The organism is Streptomyces sp. NPDC033178, assembly GCF_055577685.1.
In genome coordinates this window covers 379437-398555 of the sequence record NZ_JBVIPT010000003.1, presented here as the reverse complement: position 1 = coordinate 398555, position 19119 = coordinate 379437, and the positions used below count along the sequence as shown (strand labels likewise).

The window sequence follows — 19119 nt, the reverse complement described above, 5'->3', positions numbered from 1 at the left end:
GCGTTCGAAGGGTGAAGGTGTGCGCCAGTGCGCTGAACTGCGGCTCGACCCCGGATCCGTAACCCCCGGGCGTGCGTCATAAGAGGCGAATGGCTGCCCCATGCACGCAGGATCGGCCCGGTCGGATCACGTCACGGACCGTACTGGTCCGATGACTACGCTGCGTGAGGCAACCATTCGCCTGTTCGATTCGTATATCTCCGTGGAAGCCCTGCGAACCTGTCAGGCGACGTGACGCCGGAGCGTCACGATCCGCTTCACCGGGTTCGCACCGAGCAAGGAGAACCGATGCGACCGTTCGCGCTCAACTACGCCCGTCCGGCCCAGCAGTTGGAGGTCAGCGTTCCGTATGCCTATGACTCCAGACTGCAGTTGAACGTGCTCCCGGACGGGCGGCTCGCCGCTCATGACTACGCCGTGTTGCGTGAGTTGGGGGCCACCACCTCCACGGCAGGCTCGAAGACCCACTTCGACGACTGAAGCCGGACCCGTAACGATGACGGTTCTGATCCTGACGTGCGAACAGGATGTGACCGCGGACATGGTGGTGGCCGAACTCGACGGGACCGGGGTGCCGGTCGTCCGCCTCGACCCGGCGGACCTGCCGGGCCCCGTGGCCCTGTCGGGGGAGTACGTGCACGGTGTCTTCCGCGGACACCTGTCCGTCGGCGGCCGACTGGTGAGCATGAACGGGTTGCGGTCCGTCTGGGTCCGCAGGCCCGGCGTGCCCGCGAGCCGGGTCGCCGAGCCCACCGACTGGCTGACCGAGGAGTCCGCCCAGGCGCTCTACGGCATGCTGCGCTCCACCGACGCGCGCTGGATGAACCACCCCGACGCGGCCCGGCGGGCCCGGCACAAGCCCTGGCAGCTTCACCTCGCCCAGCTCAGCCGCCTGCCCGTACCCGCCACGCTGATCACCACGTTCCCGCAGGCGGCCCGTGACTTCGCGGACCGCTTCCCGGACCTGGTGGTCAAGCCCGTCTCGGGCGCGCACCCGCAGGAACCGCCCCGGGCGGTCCCGACCAGCAGGGTCGCGCCCGACGCGGACTTCGCGGCCGTCGCCTACGGCCCGACCCTGCTCCAACGGCGGGTGGCCAAGCGGGCCGACATCAGGCTGACCTGTGTCGGCGACCGGATCCACGCCGCCCGCAAGGCGGTCGACCCGGACGCCGACCCCGACGAGGTGGACGTGCGGTTCGCCACCTCCGACACTCCCTGGCGACCCGCCGACGTGCCCTCGCGCGTCGCCGCCGGCGTGGTCACCTATCTCCGGGAGGCCCAACTGGCCTACGGCGCCTTCGACTTCGCCGAGGACGCCGAGGGTATGTGGTGGTTCCTGGAGTGCAACCAGTCCGGCCAGTTCGGATTCGTACAGATCGAATCGGGCCAGCCCATCGCGCGCACGGTCGCCGACTGGCTGTCCGCCCCCACCCCGCCCGCCACCCCGGCCAACGGCGGCAGAGCATGGCTGCTGGAGGGCCACTGACCGGCTCCGACGCCCCGCGCCCCCTCAAGGGGCGCGGGACTGTGGCACTTGCGGCTCCGCCGCGTGGTCGCGACAGGCCCCACCGGCCCGCGGACGAATCACCACGCCGTCGCGGAGCGCACAGGCGCTCGCGAAGCGGTCAGACGACCCGTACGGACAACCCGCGCCCAGTGAACACCTGCTCGGCGCGGACCCCGTCCACGGTGACGCTCCCGAAGCGCCCCTGCAGCACCCGGCTCTCGATCACGGGAAGAACGGCGCCCCGCCGCGGCCGGTAGGCGCCGTCCAGCCGAACGGCAAGCCGACTGCCCCGGTCGAGCAGCACACGACCACCCACCTTCAGCGCCGGTACCCGGTCTCCGTCGAGCGTCACGTCGAGGACCGTGCCGGACGACTGGGTGTACACCCCCCGAACACGAAGCGGCGAAGTCGCCCGCAGCGTCCCGCCCTTCACCCGCACGTCACCACGGCCGAGCGCGTCCGCCGAACCGGTCGCGAGGACACCCTCCTCCACCGTGCTGCCGCCGGAGTACTCGTTGTCGCCGGTGAGCGTCAGCGTGCCGCTGCCGCGCTTGACGAGCGCGCCCCGGCCGCCGATGTCGTTGCGCCAGGTGTCGGCGGCACCGAAACCACCGGCCGAACCGTCCAGCGTGACGCGCACATCCGTGTCGAAGGCCCCGTACCCGTCGGCGGCGGCGAAGAGGTTGAGCCGCCCCCACTGCTCGAAGCCGTCCAGCAGGACGTAACCGGCGGGCAGCGCGGTCGTCCGCAGCACCTCGCGCCGCTGGGCCGCCGTGAGGTACGGCAGACGCGTCTCCAGCTGGACCTCCGCTCCCTTCGGCACGGTCATGCGGTCGTGCGAGTGCCGCTTGGGCAGGATGTACGTCAACCGGGGCTCGACCGCTGCCCAGTTGGCCGACCGGTCCGCGTACGGGTCGGTGTCCGGGCCCGCCGAGTGCGCGTACGCGTACAACGTGTCCGCGCTCGTGCCCGTCTTCTCCTGGAAGTACGCGGAGGCCTGGGCGCGGGCCGCGGCCTTGAGGCCGGCGTTCTTCGGGTCGGCGAGCGCCGCCGCCGCGAGGGCCGTGGCGAGGACCCGGCCGCCGATCACGTCCACGGAGTTGTGCATGCCCGCCACGATGCGGGTGTGGGCGAGCTCGGAGGCGCGGGCCACCAGCTCCTGGAACCGCTCGGGGACCGCGTACGCCATGGCCAGCGCCGCGAGGTAGAAGGCGTTCGTGTGGCCGCTGGAGAAGCCTCCGTCGTCGGCCGGGTCGGTGCCGCGCTGCCTCAGCAGCTGCGGGACGACCACGACGTCGGATTCGTAGACGGGGTAGCCCAGTTCGTCGGTCCTCCCGGTGTCGACGACCTCGCTGTCCTCGTTCATGCGCCACGGACGCGGGTACTGGTAGGCGAGCTTGGAGGGATTGCTCGACGCGAACGGGCCGCGCACCGTGTCGACCAGCTCGGCGACCTTGCCCAGGTCCGAGGTGTGGGAACCGGCACCCAGCGCGGAGCCCGCGGGCGCGTCGGCCGGGATCGTGTCGTTGATCCTGCCCGCCGGGATGCCGTCCGGAGCCGAGGTGATCCCGGTGACGGCCTTCGCCCCGCTCCTGTAGAGGCCGGCGAGCGGGCCCAGGCCGGCGATCACCGCGTAACTCTGGTGCTGGCGGTCCTGGATGAACGCCGTCCTGGCCTCGGCGTCCGTGCGGCGCCGGGTGACGCGCACGCTGTACCGCACGTTGGCGCGCAGGACCTCGGGCATCAGCGGCGTGCCGGTGTTCCAGGCGGCGCCCGTCTTCCAGATGCGCGCGAAGCCGTCGAGGATGTGCACGGCCGCGTTGGTCTCGGACGTGAGGTTGCCGATGACGTTCGTGGTGTACGAGTCCACGAAGGCGGCGGACGCGTTCGTGGCGGCCGAGGCCGTGGCGGCGGGCCAGGCCACCACGGCGGGGCCCGCGACCAGTCCGGCCGAGACACCCACGGAGGTCCGCAGGAACACACGCCGGTCGAAACCGGATCTGCCACGAGGGGGACGGGGGTGCGCACCGGGCATGAAGGTGCCTCTCCTTCTGGAGTCACAACGGGATGAATGAACGAAAGCAATGAACGCGAAAGCGATGAACACGCAAGCAATGAACGCGCAAGCAATGAACTCGAACTGATCACATGAGCTGAACCCGGACCGCTGAACGGGAGTTGAACGCGTGGACGCACCCTGGAGCGGTCAACTCAACGGTCCGGGAAACAGATCGGCCCGGGCCGACTCACCGGAGCGACCTGGCCAGCGCCACGGCGCCCTCCACCGGCGGTACGCGCAACGGCCGGGGCCGCGCCGACGGCAGCGCTTCGGCAAGTGCCTCGGTGAACGCCTCGTACAGCGCGGGCTGGACGAGCACCGTGCTGCCCGCCACCACCACGTCGTCCACGGGAACCCCGCGCCCGGCGAGCCGTACGACGAGCGATGCCAGCGCGCGGCCGCCCTCGGCGATCACCCGACGGGCGAGCGGCGAACCGTCCTCGGCCGCCGCGAACACACTGGGCGCGTGCCGACCCCACTCGGCGGACGGCTGGGTCGCGCTCTCCAGCGCCGCACCCAGGGCGGGGACTTCGGGAACGTCGAAGGCGGCGGTCAGCCGGGCCGCGAGGGCGTCCGGCGGATCGCCGCGGTCGTGTGCCGCCCAGAGGGCCCGCGCGGCCTCGCGCACGAGACCGGCCGAGCCGCCCTCGTCGCCGAGCACCGCGCCCCAGCCGCCGACCTGGACGGTGTCGCCGCCGGGCAGTCGTCCCACCGCTACCGAACCGGTGCCGGCGACGAGGCCGACCCCCTTGTCCAGACCGGCGGCGGGTACGAGGAGTTCGGCGTCTCCCACGACGAGGCAGGGGACACCGAGAAGAGTGTGGAGCGCGGAGCGGATCTCCTCGCACTGGCGAGGTGTCTCGCAGGCGTGCCCGCCGACGGCCACCGCGGCCGGGCGCGCGTCCTGGGGCAGCGCCTCGTCGATCAGTGCGGCCAGCCACGCGGCGGCGGACACGGGATCGTGGGGCCGCCATCCCCTGCTCATACGCACGTGATCGGCGATGCTCGTACGCACGTCATCGGCGACCGCACTTTGCCCGGGGCCGGGGTTTCCCCCGGCCTCCGCACGCAGATGCGTCTTCGTGCCGCCCACGTCGATGCCGACGGCGATGGGCGTGGAGTCCTGCACGGAGCCTCTTTCGTCGTTGCGCGATACCGCGCATGCGGAGCGAACGGCGGGCGAACCGTGTCTTGGCACGAGCGATCGTGTCTTCGGACGAGTTCTCGGGAAGCCCCGGGACGGGCTTCTGATGAGCGCGGCAGGCGTGTACCGCTTGAGTTCGTTAGGAAGTTAACTAACGAAGTAGGGTGCGTCAAGAGGTACGGAATCCCGGTGCCGTACAACCATTGCGACCGGATCGCCGCGGCATGACCTGAGGGAGCCCATGAACCTGAGTGAGAGTGCCCGCGCGGTGTTCGCCGTGCTGGCCGAGGCGGGCACCGCCACCCGCCCCCAGCTGGCGGCGGGCGCGCGCCTGTCCAAGCCGACCGTCTCCTCGGCCGTGGCCGAGCTGGAGACCGCCGAACTCGCCACCCATTCCGGCACCGTCTCCGGCGGCACCGGCCGTTCCGCCGCGGTCTACGGACTCGGGCCGGCCGCCGGCACCGTGCTGGCCGTCGACCTCGGCCCCGCCCAGACCCGGGTGCGGGGCTGCGCCCTGGACGGAACGCTGCTGGCCGAGGGCACCGGCACCCGGCCGGAGGCCGCCGACACCGTACGCAAGGTCCTCGACACGCTGCCGGTCGGAGTCCCGCTGCGCGCCATCGTCGTCGCCGTCGGCGACGTCACCGCACAGGACCGGGAGGGCGCCGGAATGCGTCCCGCGACCGAGAAGGCGGGCCCGATCTTCGACGCCGTGGCCGTCGCGCTGCCACCGGGTGTCCCCGTGCACCTGGAGAACAACGTCAACTGTGCCGCGCTCGCCGAGCTGCACGAGGGGGCCGCCCGGGGCCGCGACACCTTCGGCTATCTGCGGATCGGGGTGGGCATCGGCCTCGGCGTCGTCATCGGCGGCCAGGTGCTGCGCGGGGCGAACGGCGCCGCGGGTGAGGTGGCCCGGCTGCCGTACCCCTGGGACGACGGCCGGGAACCGCGGCACGAGGCCCTGGAGGAGCGCATAGGTTCACCGTCCCTCCTGCGCCGGGCCGCGGCGGCCTGGCAGGGCGCCGACGGCCCGTGTCCCCGTACCGCGGAACGGCTCTTCGCGCTCGCCGAGGAGGGCCATGCGACGGCCCGCGCCGTGGTCGCTCTGCACGCGGCCGAGGTGGGCCGGCTCGCCGCCGCCGTGGCCGCCGTACTGGACCCGGGACTGATCGTGCTGGGCGGTGGCACCGGCGCGTTTCCGCAGCTCCTGCCCGGTGTACGGGCCGAACTGGGCCGGCTGAGCTGGCCCACGGAGGTGGTCAGCAGCACGGTCGGCGACAGCGGCACGGTGGTGGGCGCGAGCCGTCTCGCCGTGGCCCGTGGACGTCAAACCGTGACCGGTGGTACGGGGGCGAAGCATTGACGGCTTACGTGTAGGTCTGCCAATGTCCGGACAAGCGCTTTCCATAGCCGGTGGGACCCGGCTCTGGATGAGGCGTCCCGCCGTACGTGACGTACGGCAGTCGTACGAGGGCGCGCTCGTACGACTGCGGCCCTCAGTGGCCGGGGACCCCCATCCGTCAGTGCGCAGCGGCCGGGCGAGGCCGAGCGCAGGAACGCGTACTCCAGGGAAAAGACCCGAGCCGCTCGTTCGGCCAGGGGATCCGTCACGCACATCCAGGAGGACCCGGTGGGTCACCAGATCTCGCGCAGAACTCTGCTCCGGACCACGAGTGGTATCGCCGTCGCCGGCGCGCTCGGCAGCGCGCTGAGCGCCTGCAGCGGAGGAACCGGAGCCGGCAGCACCAGCAGCGACCTGACCATGATTTGGTGGGGCAGCGACGACCGGCACGCGGCCTACAAGAAGGCGCTGGCCGCCTTCCAGAAGAAGAACTCGAAGATCAAGATCCGGGAGACCTACTCCGGCTACGACGGGTACTTCGACAAGTTCAACACCAACATCGCCGGCGGCAGCGCCCCGGACCTGTTGCAGATGGACACCGCCCTGGTCGCGCAGTACGCCCGCAAGGGAGTCCTTGCTCCGATCGACTCCTACGTCGGCAAGTCCCTGGACCTCACCGGCTTCTCCAAGACGCTCCTCGCCGCAGGCACCGTCGACGGCAAGCTGTACGGCGTCCCGTCCGGCATCGGCGTCAATCAGCTCACGGTCAACCGCACCGGCCTGGAGAAGCTCGGCCTCAAGCTGCCGGACCGCGAGTGGACCTGGGCCGACCTGAAGAAGATCTCCCAGGACGTCTACAAGAAGAGCGGCGGCAAGATCTACGGCGTCGACGACGGCGGCGGCTCCACCCTCCAGTGCTTCGAGGTCTTCGCCCGCGAGAAGGGTGAGACGTTCTTCTCCGACGACGGCAAGAAGCTCGGCTTCACCCCCGCCACGCTCCAGGAGTGGTGGGAGTTCTGGGCCGACATGCGCAAGGCCAACGCCTCCCCGCCGCCGGCCATCACCTCGGCCGCGCACAACGACCTCACCAAGAACGCGGTCGTCATCGGCAAGGCCCTGTTCAGCTTCGACTCCGGCATCTACGGCGCGGGCGGCTCCATCACCGACGCGCAGCTGGACTTCCTGCCCACCCCGCAGGGCGACTGGTCCGGCGCCCGCGAAGGCAACTTCGTCAACGGCGGTGTGCTGCTGAGTGCCACCAAGGCCAGCAAGAAGGTCGCCGACTCCGTCAAGATCATGTCGTTCTTCGCGCAGGACGAGACGGCGATCAAGGACATGCAGCTGCTGCGCGGCATCCCGCCGACGGAGAAGGCCCGCAACCTGATCGCCTCGGGCCTGACCCCGACCGACAAGCTGAACATGGAGAACGCCGACTACATCTCCCAGCGAGTGGGGAAGGCGACCAACGCCCTGCCCGCGCCGGTGCCGCCGCCGCAGGGGGCCGACCAGATCTGGGACCTGCTGTTCCAGTCGAACCTCGCGGTGGCCTTCGGCAAGAAGTCGATCAAGGGTCAGCTCGGGGAGTTCTTCGACCAGGCGTCGGGGATCCTGGGCGGCTGACGCTCCGCTGGGGCGCGATATTTCGGCTGCGGGCCGTATGTGGCTGGTCGCGCCCACGCGGCGGAGTCGCATATGTCACAGCCCCGCGCCCCTGACGGGGCGCCGCACCACCGCAAGACCGGGAGAGGGCCAGGGAGATGAGTATGACCACCGCGAAGACAGACGAGGTCGTGAAGGAGCAGCCCGCTCCCGCGACCCCGTCCGACCAGCGGGAGCGCGACCGTATGCGCCGCCGCCTCGCCAGACGGCGGGGCGGGGGCTGGTGGCCGTACGCCTTCCTGGCCCCCTGGTTCATCGGCCTGTTCGGCCTGACGATCTACCCGATGCTGGACTCGCTGTATCTGTCCTTCACCAACTTCGACCTGCTGACTCCGGCGCAGTGGGTCGGGATGGACAACTACAACAAGATGTTCACCGACGACCCGGTCTTCTGGGACTCGGTGCACGCCACGCTGCTGTACGTGGTCGTGTCGGTGCCGCTGAAGCTGGCGCTCGCGCTCGGCGTGGCCATGCTGCTCAACCGCGACCTGAAGGGCATCGGCCTGTACCGGGCCGCCTTCTATCTGCCGTCGCTGCTCGGCGGGGCGGTCGCGATCGCGATCGTGTGGCGGCAGGTCTTCGGCGGCGACGGTCTGTTCAACGACTTCCTCGGCTGGTTCGGCATCAAGGGCCAGGACTGGATCTCCAGCCCCGACACCGCGCTCTACACGCTGATCCTGCTGGCCGTCTGGCAGTTCGGCACCCCGATGGTCATCTTCCTCGCCGGTCTGAAGCAACTGCCGAAGGACGTGTACGAGGCGGCCGCGATCGACGGCGCCTCGCCCATCACCCGGTTCTTCAGGATCACCCTGCCGCTGCTGACCCCGATCGTCTTCTTCAACGTGGTCCTGCAGATCATCGACGCGTTCAAGACGTTCACCCCCGCCTTCGTCATCAGCAACGGCTCCGGCGGACCGCTCAACTCGACCATGCTGTACTCCCTCTACCTGTACAAGAAGGGCTTCACCGACCTCCAGATGGGATATGCCTCGGCACTCGCCTGGGTGCTGTTCCTGGTCATCGCAGGCTTCACGGCGGTCAACTTCATCGCCAGCCGCTACTGGGTCCATTACGACGACTAACGCCTGAAGTCTGAGCGAGGAGTCCTTCAGCCATGTCCGCCATCACCTCGGCCCACGCCCCGAAGTCGCCGTTGCAGAAACTGCGTTCGGCCACCGGATCGCGCCGCATCTTCATCCACACCGTGCTCATCGGCGTGGCGATCGTCATGCTCTACCCGCTGCTGTGGATGCTGAGCAGTTCGTTCAAGCCCGACACCCACATCTTCACCCAGCCGGGTCTCATCCCGAGCTCGGTGCGCCCGGAGAACTACTCCGAGGGCTGGAGCGGCTCAGGCAACTCCTTCTCCCTCTACATCACCAACTCGCTGATCGTCACGATCGGCGCGGTGATCGGAAACGTGATCTCCTGCTCGCTGGCCGCCTACGCCTTCGCGCGCTTCGAGTTCCGCGGCAAGAAGATCTGGTTCGGCCTGATGCTCGGCACACTCATGCTGCCCACCCAGGCCGTGCTGATCCCGCAGTACACGATCTTCTACAACCTGACCTGGATCAACACCTATCTGCCGCTGATCGTGCCGAAGTTCCTCGCGGTGGACGCCTTCTTCATCTTCCTGATGGTCCAGTTCATCCGCTCCATCCCGCGCGAGCTCGACCACGCGGCCATGATGGACGGCGCCAACCCCTTCCAGATCTACTGGAAGATCATCCTGCCGCTGATGAAGCCGGCCCTGATCACCACCACGATCTTCACCTTCATCTGGACGTACGACGACTTCCTCCACCAGCTCGTCTACCTCCAGCAGAACGACAAGTTCACCGTCCCCCTCGGCCTGACCCTGTTCATGGACCAGACGAGCGGCTCCTCCTACGGTGCGATGTTCGCCATGTCGACCCTTGCCCTCCTGCCCACGCTCATCTGCTTCCTCATCTTCCAGAAGAGGCTGGTAGAAGGCTTGGCGACCTCGGGCATGAAGGGCTGAATTCCGTGCATCTTCCCCACCAGCGCGGCCAGTTGCACCACCTCCCCGACGACCCGGCCGCGTACGACGCCGTGCTGGCCGCCGTCGCCGAGACGGCCCTGGCCCGCCTCACACCCGAGGGCAACCTGGAGAACCCGGCCGCCGGCGACGACATCGGCGACACCTCGCTCGGCATCACGTCCCTGCTCGCCCTCGCCTGGCACCGCACCAAGGACCCGCGGCTGCCCGAGGCGGTCCGCCGCAGCCTCGCCTTCCATCTGGGCTCGCGCGTCTACACCGAGGACAACCCCGGCTACCCGAACCTGACGGCACGCAACTCCGGTCTGCCGTACGCCCGTTACGTACTGGAGGCGGGCGCCCACCCCATCGGCGACTGGCCGAGCACGGTGTGGGCGCTGCTCCAGGCCGTCAACGTCCTCGACGCGGCGGACGGTCTCGTCGAGGAGGAGCAGTACCGCGAACTCCTGGGCGTGGCGGGCGGCTACTGGCGCTGGCTCACCGAGGCCACGGTCTTCAACCCGCAGGACGCGGCGAACCAGGCCATCGGGTGCGTGGTCGGCGGACTGATGCTCGCCCGCCATCTCCCGCCGGAGGAAGGCGAGTCGGTCCGGCAGCGCGCCCTGCGGCTGTACGCCGACGAGATCCGCGCCCGGCGTGTACGGGACCGGGGCGCGCCCCTGCCTCCGGAGCACGGCGGCGCCTACGACAACAACTACGGGCCGATCTCCCTCTCCTTCCTCGCCCAGGCCCACCGGGTCAGCGGGGAGGAGGTCTTCGCGGAGGACGGCGACACGCTCGCCCGGTACATCGACGCGCGGCTCTGCGGGAGCGGCTTCGACATCGGCGGGCCGCGCTACAGCGAGCAGCACTCCGCCTTCGAATCCGTCCTCGGGCTGCGGTACTTCGGCCATCGCATCGGCGCCGACATCGGCCGCTACGCCGGCGACACGCGCTGGGCCCGGCACGCGGTCGGGGCCGACGGAGGCGTGGACGGGCACTTCGCGTACATGCTCGTCTGGCAGATCCAGGACACCACGAGCTGGCACCGCACGCCGGGCACGGAGCCCGCCCGCCACCAACTGCGGTCCGGCACCGTCACGGTGTCGTTCGACGACCGGATGACTCCCTCCGTGATCGAGGTGGGCGGCACGGCGCTCGTGGCCGCCGCCGTCAACCGGCAGCACGGGTTCGGGCCCGTGACGGACGACTTCCTGCTGTGCCGCCCGATGGGTGCGGTGCGGGTGGCGGACGTGCGCGTCGGCGGGCTCGCGGCCAAGCTCGTGAGCAAGCCCGTCGTCGGACGCGACCATGTCCTGCGTCATCTTCAGTCGCTGTACGTCACGGACGGCACGCGGCTGTGGACCACCGTGGTCGTCGAACGGCTCGACGGGGAGCGGTACTTGCTCGCCGGGATGCCGTATGTCGCCGCGGACGGCGACCGGTTCCGCCGCGTGGGCGACTTTCCGCTCGTCGCGGCCGTCGGCGAGCTGCGTCTGACGCATCCCCCGCAGGGCAGCCCGGACTCCTTCGACGCCCGCGCCGAAGTCACCCAGCAGCAGGCCGCGTTCGCGTTGGCCGCCGATCCGCGTGGGTACGGTGACCCCGACGCCGGGTGGCGGCACGTACGGACCACGACCGCCCTGGAGGCTGGGCCCGCGCCGGATGCGCCGGAGGGGCTCGACGTCTTCGCCGTGCGGTACGGGGAACCGGCTGCCGAGCCGCTGACCGTCGTCTGCGAGTGGGCGGAGGAGGGGCTGGTGTTGCGTACGGACTCCTTCAGCGCGGTGCTCGGCGAAGCGGACGAGCGCGGCGAGCCGCGGCTCTCTTTGACTCCCGCGGGGACCTGACCTCCTCGGTGGATGTGCCCGAGCCCCCGGACAGCTGTTGCTGCCGGGGGCTCGGGCATTCCGGAGGGATCTCAGGCCGACACCGGCTCCCTGCCCGGTGACTCCTGGAGGGCCCGCTTGCCGAGGCGTTCCGTCGGCACCTTGTGCGTTTCGCGGGCCGTGAGCGCGGCGATCACCGGCGGGACGCACAGCGCGGCGGTGAACAGGGCCACCGACCCCCAGTCGTCGCCGTCCGGGCCCGCGATCTGCGCGGCGAAGGTCACCGCGAAACCGGCGATCGCGAAGCCGATCTGCGTGTGCCCTGCCCGCGTCCCGCCCGCGCCGCGCCGCGCCCTCAGTTCGTCGAGCGGTCCGCCGTCAGATAGGCGATGACCATGTCGCCCAGCATGTTCCGGTAGTGCTCGCGCTGGGCGGGGTCGACCAGGTCGCGGCCGAACAGGGCCCCGAACGTGTTCCGGTTGGCGACCCGGAAGAAGCAGAACGAACTGATCATCGCGTGCAGGTCGACGGCGTCCACGTCGGCCGTGAAGAGGCCCGACTCCTGCCCCGACTCCAGGATGCGGCGGATCACGTCCAGGGCGGGCGAGCCGATCTTGCCGAGCTTCTCGGAGGCGGCGATGTGCTCGGCCCCGTGGATGTTCTCGATGCTGACCAGGCGGATGAAGTCGGGGTGCGCCTCGTGGTGGTCGAAGGTCAGCTCGGCCAGCCGCCGGATCGCCGCGACCGGGTCCAGGTGCTCCACGTCGAGCCCCTGCTCGGCCTCGCGGATGACGCTGTACGCGCGCTCCAGTACGGCGGTGAAGAGCTGGTCCTTGCCGCCGAAGTAGTAGTAGATCATCCGCTTCGTGGTCCGGGTGCGGGCGGCGATCTCGTCGACCCTGGCCCCGTCGTAGCCGGCCCTAGCGAACTCGTGCGTGGCGACGTCGAGGATCTCGGCCTGGGTGCGGGCGGCGTCACGGATGCGCCCGTTTGGTCGTGCCGGTTCTTCGACGCTGGTCATCGGGCTTCCTTCGGGCGAGGGGCGTGTGCCCGAGATTCTAGAAGCAGGCTCCCGTACGCGGTTCCGGGTTGTCGGCCGGGCCTTCCCGTGGCTCGCGGATGCTGGTATAGCTAACGTACTAGTTCGTACATTAGTGAGCCGCTCTGGAGGTCCGTCGTGGTCGCCCTGGTCAAGGACTCGTATCTCGTCGGACTGATCGGTGCCGGGATCGGCCCGTCGCTCAGCCCGGCACTGCACGAGCGGGAGGCCGACCGGCAGGGCCTGCGCTATCTGTACCGGCTGATCGACATCGACACGCTCGGCGTCGGGCCGGAGGCGGTGGGAGACCTGGTGCGCGCCGCCCGCGACCTGGGCTTCGACGGGCTGAACATCACGCACCCCTGCAAGCAGCTCGTCATCGAGCATCTGGACGCGCTCGCGCCGCAGGCCGAGGCGCTCGGTGCGGTGAACACCGTCGTGTTCGACGGCGGGCGTGCGGTCGGGCACAACACCGATGTCACCGGCTTCGCCGCCTCGTTCGCCCGTGGGCTGCCGGACGCTCCGCTGGAGCGGGTCGTGCAGTTGGGCGCGGGGGGAGCCGGGGCGGCCGTCGCGCACGCCATGCTCACGCTCGGGGCCGGGCACGTCACCGTCGTGGACGCCCTGCCGGACCGGTCGGCCGACCTTGCCGCCTCGCTGAACCGGCACTTCGGTGCGGGGCGGGCCACTGCCGCGGGCCCGGAGCGGCTGGCGGTGCTGCTCGGTGGTGCGGACGGCATCGTGCATGCCACGCCGACGGGGATGGCCGCGCATCCAGGGCTGCCGCTCCCCGGTGAGTTGCTGCATCCCGCGTTGTGGGTGGCCGAGGTCGTGTACCGGCCGTTGGAGACGGAGTTGCTGCGGGCCGCCCGGGGGGTGGGGTGTGCGGTGCTCGACGGCGGGGGGATGGCTGTTTTTCAGGCCGCGGATGCGTTTCGGCTGTTCACGGGGCGGGAGCCGGACGCTTCGCGGATGTTGGCGGATATCGCGGAGTTGGCCGGGGCCGCGGGTGCCGCCGGGGCACGGGGTTGAGGGTGCCCTGGAGGTGGGGGGCTCGGGGTGTGGGGCGGGCGCGGGTTGTCGTGGGCCGGCCGCGCAGTTCCCCGCGCCCCTGAAGGGGCACCTGTCGTCGACTCGTTCACAGACGTTCAGCACCGAAGGAGCTCGCCATGCGTACGTCCATTGCCACCGTCTCTCTCAGTGGGGCCCTTACCGAGAAGCTCACGGCCGCGGCGCGGGCGGGCTTCGACGGCGTCGAGATCTTCGAGAACGACCTGCTCGCCAGCCCTCTCACACCCGAGGAAGTACGGGCCCGCTGTGCCGATCTCGGGCTGAGCATCGATCTCTACCAGCCGATGCGGGACATCGAGGCGGTGCCGGCGGAGGAGTTCGGGCGGAATCTGCGGCGGGCCGAGCACAAGTTCCGGCTGATGCAGCGGCTCGGGGCCGACACCGTGCTCGTGTGCTCCAGCGTGTCGCCGCTCGCCGAGGACGACGACGCGCTGGCCGCGTTCCAGCTGCGGCGGCTCGCCGAACTGGCCGAGGGGTTCGGCATCCGGGTCGCGTACGAGGCGCTGGCGTGGGGGCGGTACGTCAGTACGTACGACCATGCCTGGCGCATCGTCGAGGCCGCCGGCCATCCCGCGCTCGGGACGTGCCTGGACAGTTTTCACATCCTGGCCCGCGGGTCCGACCCCAAGGGCATCGAGGACATCCCCGGGGAGAAGATCTTCTTCCTGCAGCTGGCCGACGCGCCGCTGATGGCGATGGACGTGCTGCAGTGGAGCCGTCACTACCGCTGCTTCCCCGGACAGGGCGGCTTCGACGTCGCCGGGCTCGTCGGGCATGTGATGCGTGCCGGATACGAAGGGCCGCTCTCGCTGGAGGTGTTCAACGACGTGTTCCGGCAGGCGGAGGCCGGGCCCACCGCTGTCGACGCGCTGCGTTCGCTGCTCGTGCTCCAGGAGAGCGTCGGCCTCACCGAACCGCCCGCCCCCGTCGTACCGACCGGCATCGCCTTCGCCGAACTGGTCACCCCCGACGTCGAACCACTGTCGGAGATCCTCGAAGCGCTCGGCTTCGCCCGCACCGCCCGGCACCGCAGCAAGCCGGTCGACCTGTGGCAGCAGGGCGAGGCCCGGCTGCTGCTCAACACGGGCCCGGCCGCGCGACGGGACGGTACCCAGCTGGCCGCCGTCGGTCTGGAGTCCCCGGATCCGGCGGGTGCGGCCCGGCGTGCCGAGGCCCTGCTCGCTCCCGTCCTGCCGCGCCGACGCGCCCCGGAGGACGCCCCGCTGGACGCGGTCGCCGCACCCGACGGCACGGAACTCTTCTTCTGCGCCACGGACCGCCCTGATCTGCCCAGCTGGACCGGCGACTTCGAGCCCGTAGCGCACAAGTCGCCCGTCGCCGGGGGCGTACACCGCATCGACCACCTGGCCCTCACCCAGCCCTGGCACCAGTTCGACGAAGCGGCCCTCTTCCATCACAGCGTCCTCGGCCTCGGTGCGCAGGAGAGCGTGGACGTCGCCGACCCGTACGGACTCCTGCGCAGCCGTGCCGTCACCAACGCCGACGGCACTGTGCGGATCGCCCTCGGTGTCGGTGCGGCCCCGAGCGCCGACGAGGGCGGCCGCGCCCAGCACATCGCCCTCGCGACCGACGACATCGTCACCGCGGCCCGTCGGTTCCGGGACGCGGGCGGCCGCCTGCTGCCGATTCCCGCGAACTACTACGACGACCTCGCGGCCAAGTACGAGTTGGCCGACGGCGAGCTGGAGGCGTACCGCGAACTCGGCATCCTCTACGACCGGGACGCGGACGGCGCCTTCCGGCACTGCTACACGGAGACGATCGGCCGCGTCTTCTTCGAGCTCGTCCAGCGCGACGCGGGCCACCGCGGCTACGGCGCGCAGAACGCCCCGGTACGGCTGGCCGCCCAGCACGTACGGCGGCCGGTGCGCTGACTCCACACCGGGGGACTTTCTCTCACCGGATTCTCAACCTCCGCCAGGCCGGGCCCGATCGCACGGGCCCGGCCTGCGGCATGCGCTAGCACCGAGCCTCGGCGGTATGCAAGCAGGCGGACATTACCCACGGGTTGACATTGAAACCTCAAGACCCGCCGCTATCATCACTCCACTACGGAGCGACCGTCCGCCGACCACCAGCACGGCTGCACGGAATCGGCCACATCTCCCACTTTCACCTGGCGCGGTCGGGCATGCCCGCACGCACTCGTGCAGGACGGAAAGCAGCGCATCCATGGGCAACAACAGGGGCAGAGGGCTCCAGGCCAATGTCCTCGGCACGTTCGACACGGTTGTGATGGCGGTCGCCGGCAGTGCACCGGCGTACTCGCTCGCCGCGACCACCGCGGTCCTCGTCGGCGCGGTGGGCCTGGCCAGCCCCGCCGCGCTGTTGTACTGCGCGATACCCATGCTGGGCATAGCCCTGGCCTTCAGCTATCTCAGCCGCATCGACACCAACGCGGGCGCCAGCTACTCCTGGGTCGGCCGCACGCTCCACCCCTTCCTCGGCTTCATCAGCGGCTGGGCGCTGGTCGTCTCGGCCACCATCTTCATGGTCGCCGGTTCGCTGCCCGCCGGTTCGATGACGCTGTCCCTCTTCGACGAGGGGCTCGCGGACAACACGGCCCTGGCCACCCTGGTCGGCGCGGCCTGGTTCGTCGCCATGCTGCTCGTCGTGCTGGGCGGCGCCCGGCTCACCGTCCGCGCCCAGCTGATCATGTCCGGTGTCGAGCTCGCCATCCTGGCCCTCTTCGCGGTCGGCGCCGTGCTCCACACCGACAACGCCCGGCCCTTCGACTGGTCCTGGCTCGGCTTCAGCCACTTCGACGGGGTGAGCGGCTTCGCGTCCGGTGCCCTCATCGCCGCCTTCTACTACTGGGGCTGGGACGTCACCTCCAACCTCAGCGAGGAGACCAAGGACAGCCGGCGCACCACGGGCCTCGCCGGTCTGATCGGCGTGGGCATCGTCTTCCTCCTCTTTGAGGCCTTCACCATCGCGGTGAACGTCATCCTCTCCTCGCAGCAGATCCAGGAGAACGACGCCAACGTCCTCGCGGTGCTGGGCGAGGAGATCTGGCCGGGCTGGGGCGGCAAGCTGCTGATCGTCTCCGTGATGCTGTCCACCATCGCCACCCTGGAGACCACGCTCATCCAGGTCACGCGCTCGCTGTTCGCGATGGGCCGCGACCACACGATGCCCAGCGCCCTGGGCAAGGTGCACCGCACCTGGAACACCCCGTACGTCGCCATCACCGTGGTCGGCACCGTGGCACTGCTGATGCTCGTGGCGTCCAACGCCCTCGGCAGCGTAGGCGACATCCTGGAGAACGCCATCGCCGCGATCGGCCTCCAGATCGCCGTCTACTACGGCCTCGCGGGTCTCGCGGTCGTCGTCGCCTACCGCAAGATGCTGCTGAAGTCGACGTCCAACTTCCTCTTCGGCGGACTGTGGCCGTTCCTCGGCGCCCTGTTCATGTTCTGGATCTTCATCGAGTCGCTGAGCGACCTGAGCAACGCCTCGATCGCCATCGGCATCGGCGGACTGGCCGTCGGACTCGTCCCCATGCTCTGGTACTGGCGCCAGGGCAGCGACTACTACCGGCCGGCGAACCTCGACGCCAGCGACGTCGTCGAGACCGACTACATCCCCGACAGCTACACCGCCGCGGAGGCGGAACGTTCCCGCGTCCACGAGGGTCTCCCCACCGACTTCTGAGAGGGGCCCCGATGGTGAGAGACCGCTTCAAGCCCGAATTCGACCCCGACTGCGGGGACGCGCCCCTCACCTCCGCCAAACAGGACATCGTCATCGGCCGCTGGCAGGGCCTGCGGGAGCTGCTGCGCACCACCGGCCCCGCGTGGCTCGCGAGGGGCCACCGGATGCGGCTGCTCGCACAGGCCTGCGCGAGCACCTCGACGGCCGAGTCCTGGCTGGCCGCCGAACCCCACAGCGGCGACGCGCTGGTGCTGCGGGCCGCCACCGAGACGGCACGGGCCTTCAACCTGGCGATCGCCGCGGGCCGGGGTGTCCCCATCGACCTCAACCGCGTCGACGGCGCGGTCATGGCCTGCCTCCAGGCCGCCGAGGCGTACGTCGACGACCCCACCCCCTGGATCTCGCTCATCGCCGTCGCGCGGCTCTATCCCACCGGGGTGCGCCGGCAGGAACTGGGGCGCTGGTGGGACGAGTTGCACGCGCGCGATCCGTACAGCGTGGAGGGGCATCTCCAGGTGCTGCACTACTACTCGGCGCGCTGGCACGGTACGCACGGCGTGATGTACGACTTCGCCCGGGACGCGGCCGGTGTGGCTCCGCCGGGGTGTGCGCTGCCGGTTCTCGTGCAGTTCGCCCGGGTGGAGGAGTACCGGTACATCCTGGAGGGGGCGAAGGGGCAGCAGGGGTCCCTGACCGGGGTCAGTCAGCACTGGAACCATGACGGGGCCGTCAGTGATGTGCGGCGTACCTGGCAGCGGTGGATCACGGGGCGCTCCGACGCTCCCGTCGAGCCGGGGGAAGTCCACCAGCTCAACCACCTCACGCATGCCGCCTGTTACGCCGGGGTGCCGGACATCACCGCCTCGCTGTTCCGCCTCCTCGGCCGGCGCGCCACGCGCACGCCGTGGTCGTACACGGGCGACCCGGAGAAGCAGATCATCCGGTGGCACAACAACCCGAAGCACCGAGCGTGAATCTTTCGCCCCCGCCGCCCCTACCCATTCCCGTCCCTTTCGGGGGCCAGCCCCCGAACCCCCGCTCCTCAAACGCCGGAGGGGCTGGATTTTCCGCAGCCCGGGCCGACAACTTCAGCCCGTCCGGCGTTTGAGGACGAGGCCGTTCAGGCCGAAAGGGGGGTCTGGGGGCGCAGCCCCCAGGGACGGGACGGGTAGGGGCGGCGGGGGCGAGGAAAACTACCCCGGCGGAAGGGTGTTCCACTCGCTGATGACCGGACGGTCGTGCTCCGTCGAGAGCCGACTCAGCGTGCCGGTTCCGAGCTGGAACAGGCGCCCGTCCGCGGCGGAAAGACCGAGGCGCCGAGCGGTCAGGACACGCAGGAAGTGGGCGTGCGCGACAAGCACCACGTCACCATCCCCGAGCGACTTCTCCGCCCGGGCCAGAACTCGATCCGCCCGCTCACCCACCTCGGCAGGGGATTCGCCCGGATGCCCGTCCGGCCCCGCCGGCACCCCGTCGTTCCACAGATACCAGTCGGGACGAGTCCGGTGGATGTCGACGGTGGCGATACCTTCGTACGCCCCGTAGTCCCACTCGTGCATGTCCGGATCGGACACCGCCCCGGTCAGCCCCGCCAGCTCCGCGGTCCGTATCGCCCGCCCGAGCGGACTGGTGAGCACGAGTGCGAAGTGCCGCCCGGCGAACAGCGGGACGAGGGACTTGGCCTGTTCCTCACCGCGCTGGGTGAGGGGCAGATCGGTCCAGCTGGTGTGCCGGCCCGACCTGCTCCACTCGGTCTCACCGTGCCGGACGAGAAGGAGGTCGCCCATGACCACTG

General features: G+C 70.3%; 15 protein-coding genes and 1 pseudogene. 11 read left to right on the top strand and 5 right to left on the bottom strand.

The features are described 5' to 3' along the window. Positions 1-288: 288 nt before the first annotated feature. Together tgmA and tgmB are read left to right on the top strand one after the other, a co-directional pair. Positions 289-480, top strand: a complete 192-nt coding sequence (gene tgmA / locus ACZ5VQ_RS09060; RefSeq protein ID WP_033325990.1) for a putative ATP-grasp-modified RiPP — start codon at positions 289-291, stop codon at positions 478-480. A 16-nt stretch (positions 481-496) separates the two neighbouring features. Then, a complete protein-coding gene (gene tgmB / locus ACZ5VQ_RS09055) occupies positions 497-1486 on the top strand; it encodes an ATP-grasp ribosomal peptide maturase (protein WP_469104321.1) in 990 nt (329 codons plus the stop codon). 139 nt (positions 1487-1625) lie between these two features. Here the strand turns inward: tgmB and ACZ5VQ_RS09050 are convergent, their stop codons facing one another. Both ACZ5VQ_RS09050 and ACZ5VQ_RS09045 read right to left on the bottom strand, forming a co-directional pair. Next, on the bottom strand, positions 1626-3542 hold the full coding sequence (locus ACZ5VQ_RS09050; protein WP_469104320.1) for a phosphatase PAP2 family protein: 1917 nt from the start codon (positions 3540-3542) through the stop codon (positions 1626-1628). Between the two features lie 211 nt (positions 3543-3753). Beyond that, the gene (locus ACZ5VQ_RS09045) at positions 3754-4695 is read right to left on the bottom strand and encodes an N-acetylglucosamine kinase (RefSeq protein ID WP_469104319.1); all 942 of its coding nucleotides are present in this window, start codon (positions 4693-4695) and stop codon (positions 3754-3756) included. A 256-nt stretch (positions 4696-4951) separates the two neighbouring features. On the opposite strand from ACZ5VQ_RS09045, the gene ACZ5VQ_RS09040 reads away from it, so the two are divergent. The 5 genes from ACZ5VQ_RS09040 to ACZ5VQ_RS09020 all read left to right on the top strand — a co-directional run bounded on the left by ACZ5VQ_RS09040 (position 4952) and on the right by ACZ5VQ_RS09020 (position 11560). Next, on the top strand, positions 4952-6073 hold the full coding sequence (locus ACZ5VQ_RS09040; RefSeq protein ID WP_469104318.1) for an ROK family protein: 1122 nt from the start codon (positions 4952-4954) through the stop codon (positions 6071-6073). A gap of 267 nt (positions 6074-6340) precedes the next feature. Continuing rightward, positions 6341-7672: an ABC transporter substrate-binding protein gene (locus tag ACZ5VQ_RS09035; RefSeq protein ID WP_200394812.1), complete on the top strand. Its 1332-nt coding sequence runs from the start codon at positions 6341-6343 to the stop codon at positions 7670-7672. 143 nt (positions 7673-7815) lie between these two features. Then, positions 7816-8793, top strand: coding sequence for a carbohydrate ABC transporter permease (locus ACZ5VQ_RS09030; protein ID WP_469104317.1), 978 nt, complete (start codon positions 7816-7818; stop codon positions 8791-8793). A gap of 32 nt (positions 8794-8825) precedes the next feature. Then, a complete protein-coding gene (locus ACZ5VQ_RS09025; protein ID WP_359721770.1) occupies positions 8826-9713 on the top strand; it encodes a carbohydrate ABC transporter permease in 888 nt (295 codons plus the stop codon). Positions 9714-9718: 5 nt separating this feature from the next. Next, positions 9719-11560, top strand: a complete 1842-nt coding sequence (locus ACZ5VQ_RS09020; RefSeq protein WP_469104316.1) for a hypothetical protein — start codon at positions 9719-9721, stop codon at positions 11558-11560. A 71-nt stretch (positions 11561-11631) separates the two neighbouring features. Here the strand turns inward: ACZ5VQ_RS09020 and ACZ5VQ_RS09015 are convergent. After that, positions 11632-11856 (bottom strand): annotated as a pseudogene (locus ACZ5VQ_RS09015) (MFS transporter); the annotation flags it as partial. A gap of 38 nt (positions 11857-11894) precedes the next feature. Continuing rightward, positions 11895-12560: a TetR/AcrR family transcriptional regulator gene (locus tag ACZ5VQ_RS09010; RefSeq protein ID WP_469104315.1), complete on the bottom strand. Its 666-nt coding sequence runs from the start codon at positions 12558-12560 to the stop codon at positions 11895-11897. Between the two features lie 165 nt (positions 12561-12725). Between ACZ5VQ_RS09010 and ACZ5VQ_RS09005 the strand changes: the two genes are divergently transcribed. The 4 genes from ACZ5VQ_RS09005 to ACZ5VQ_RS08990 all read left to right on the top strand — a co-directional run bounded on the left by ACZ5VQ_RS09005 (position 12726) and on the right by ACZ5VQ_RS08990 (position 18298). After that, positions 12726-13610 (top strand): shikimate dehydrogenase, encoded by an 885-nt coding sequence (locus ACZ5VQ_RS09005; protein WP_469104583.1) that lies wholly within the window; start codon positions 12726-12728, stop codon positions 13608-13610. A gap of 137 nt (positions 13611-13747) precedes the next feature. Then, positions 13748-15544 carry a bifunctional sugar phosphate isomerase/epimerase/4-hydroxyphenylpyruvate dioxygenase family protein gene (locus ACZ5VQ_RS09000; protein WP_469104314.1) on the top strand — a complete coding sequence of 599 codons (1797 nt, stop codon included), beginning with the start codon at positions 13748-13750 and terminating at the stop codon, positions 15542-15544. Between the two features lie 298 nt (positions 15545-15842). Further along, positions 15843-17324 carry an APC family permease gene (locus ACZ5VQ_RS08995; protein ID WP_469104313.1) on the top strand — a complete coding sequence of 494 codons (1482 nt, stop codon included), beginning with the start codon at positions 15843-15845 and terminating at the stop codon, positions 17322-17324. A gap of 11 nt (positions 17325-17335) precedes the next feature. Then, entirely contained in the window at positions 17336-18298 is a 963-nt protein-coding gene (locus ACZ5VQ_RS08990; protein ID WP_469104312.1) for a hypothetical protein, read from the top strand. 219 nt (positions 18299-18517) lie between these two features. Here the strand turns inward: ACZ5VQ_RS08990 and ACZ5VQ_RS08985 are convergent, their stop codons facing one another. Further along, positions 18518-19111, bottom strand: coding sequence for a histidine phosphatase family protein (locus tag ACZ5VQ_RS08985; protein WP_469104311.1), 594 nt, complete (start codon positions 19109-19111; stop codon positions 18518-18520). Positions 19112-19119 lie beyond the last annotated feature (8 nt).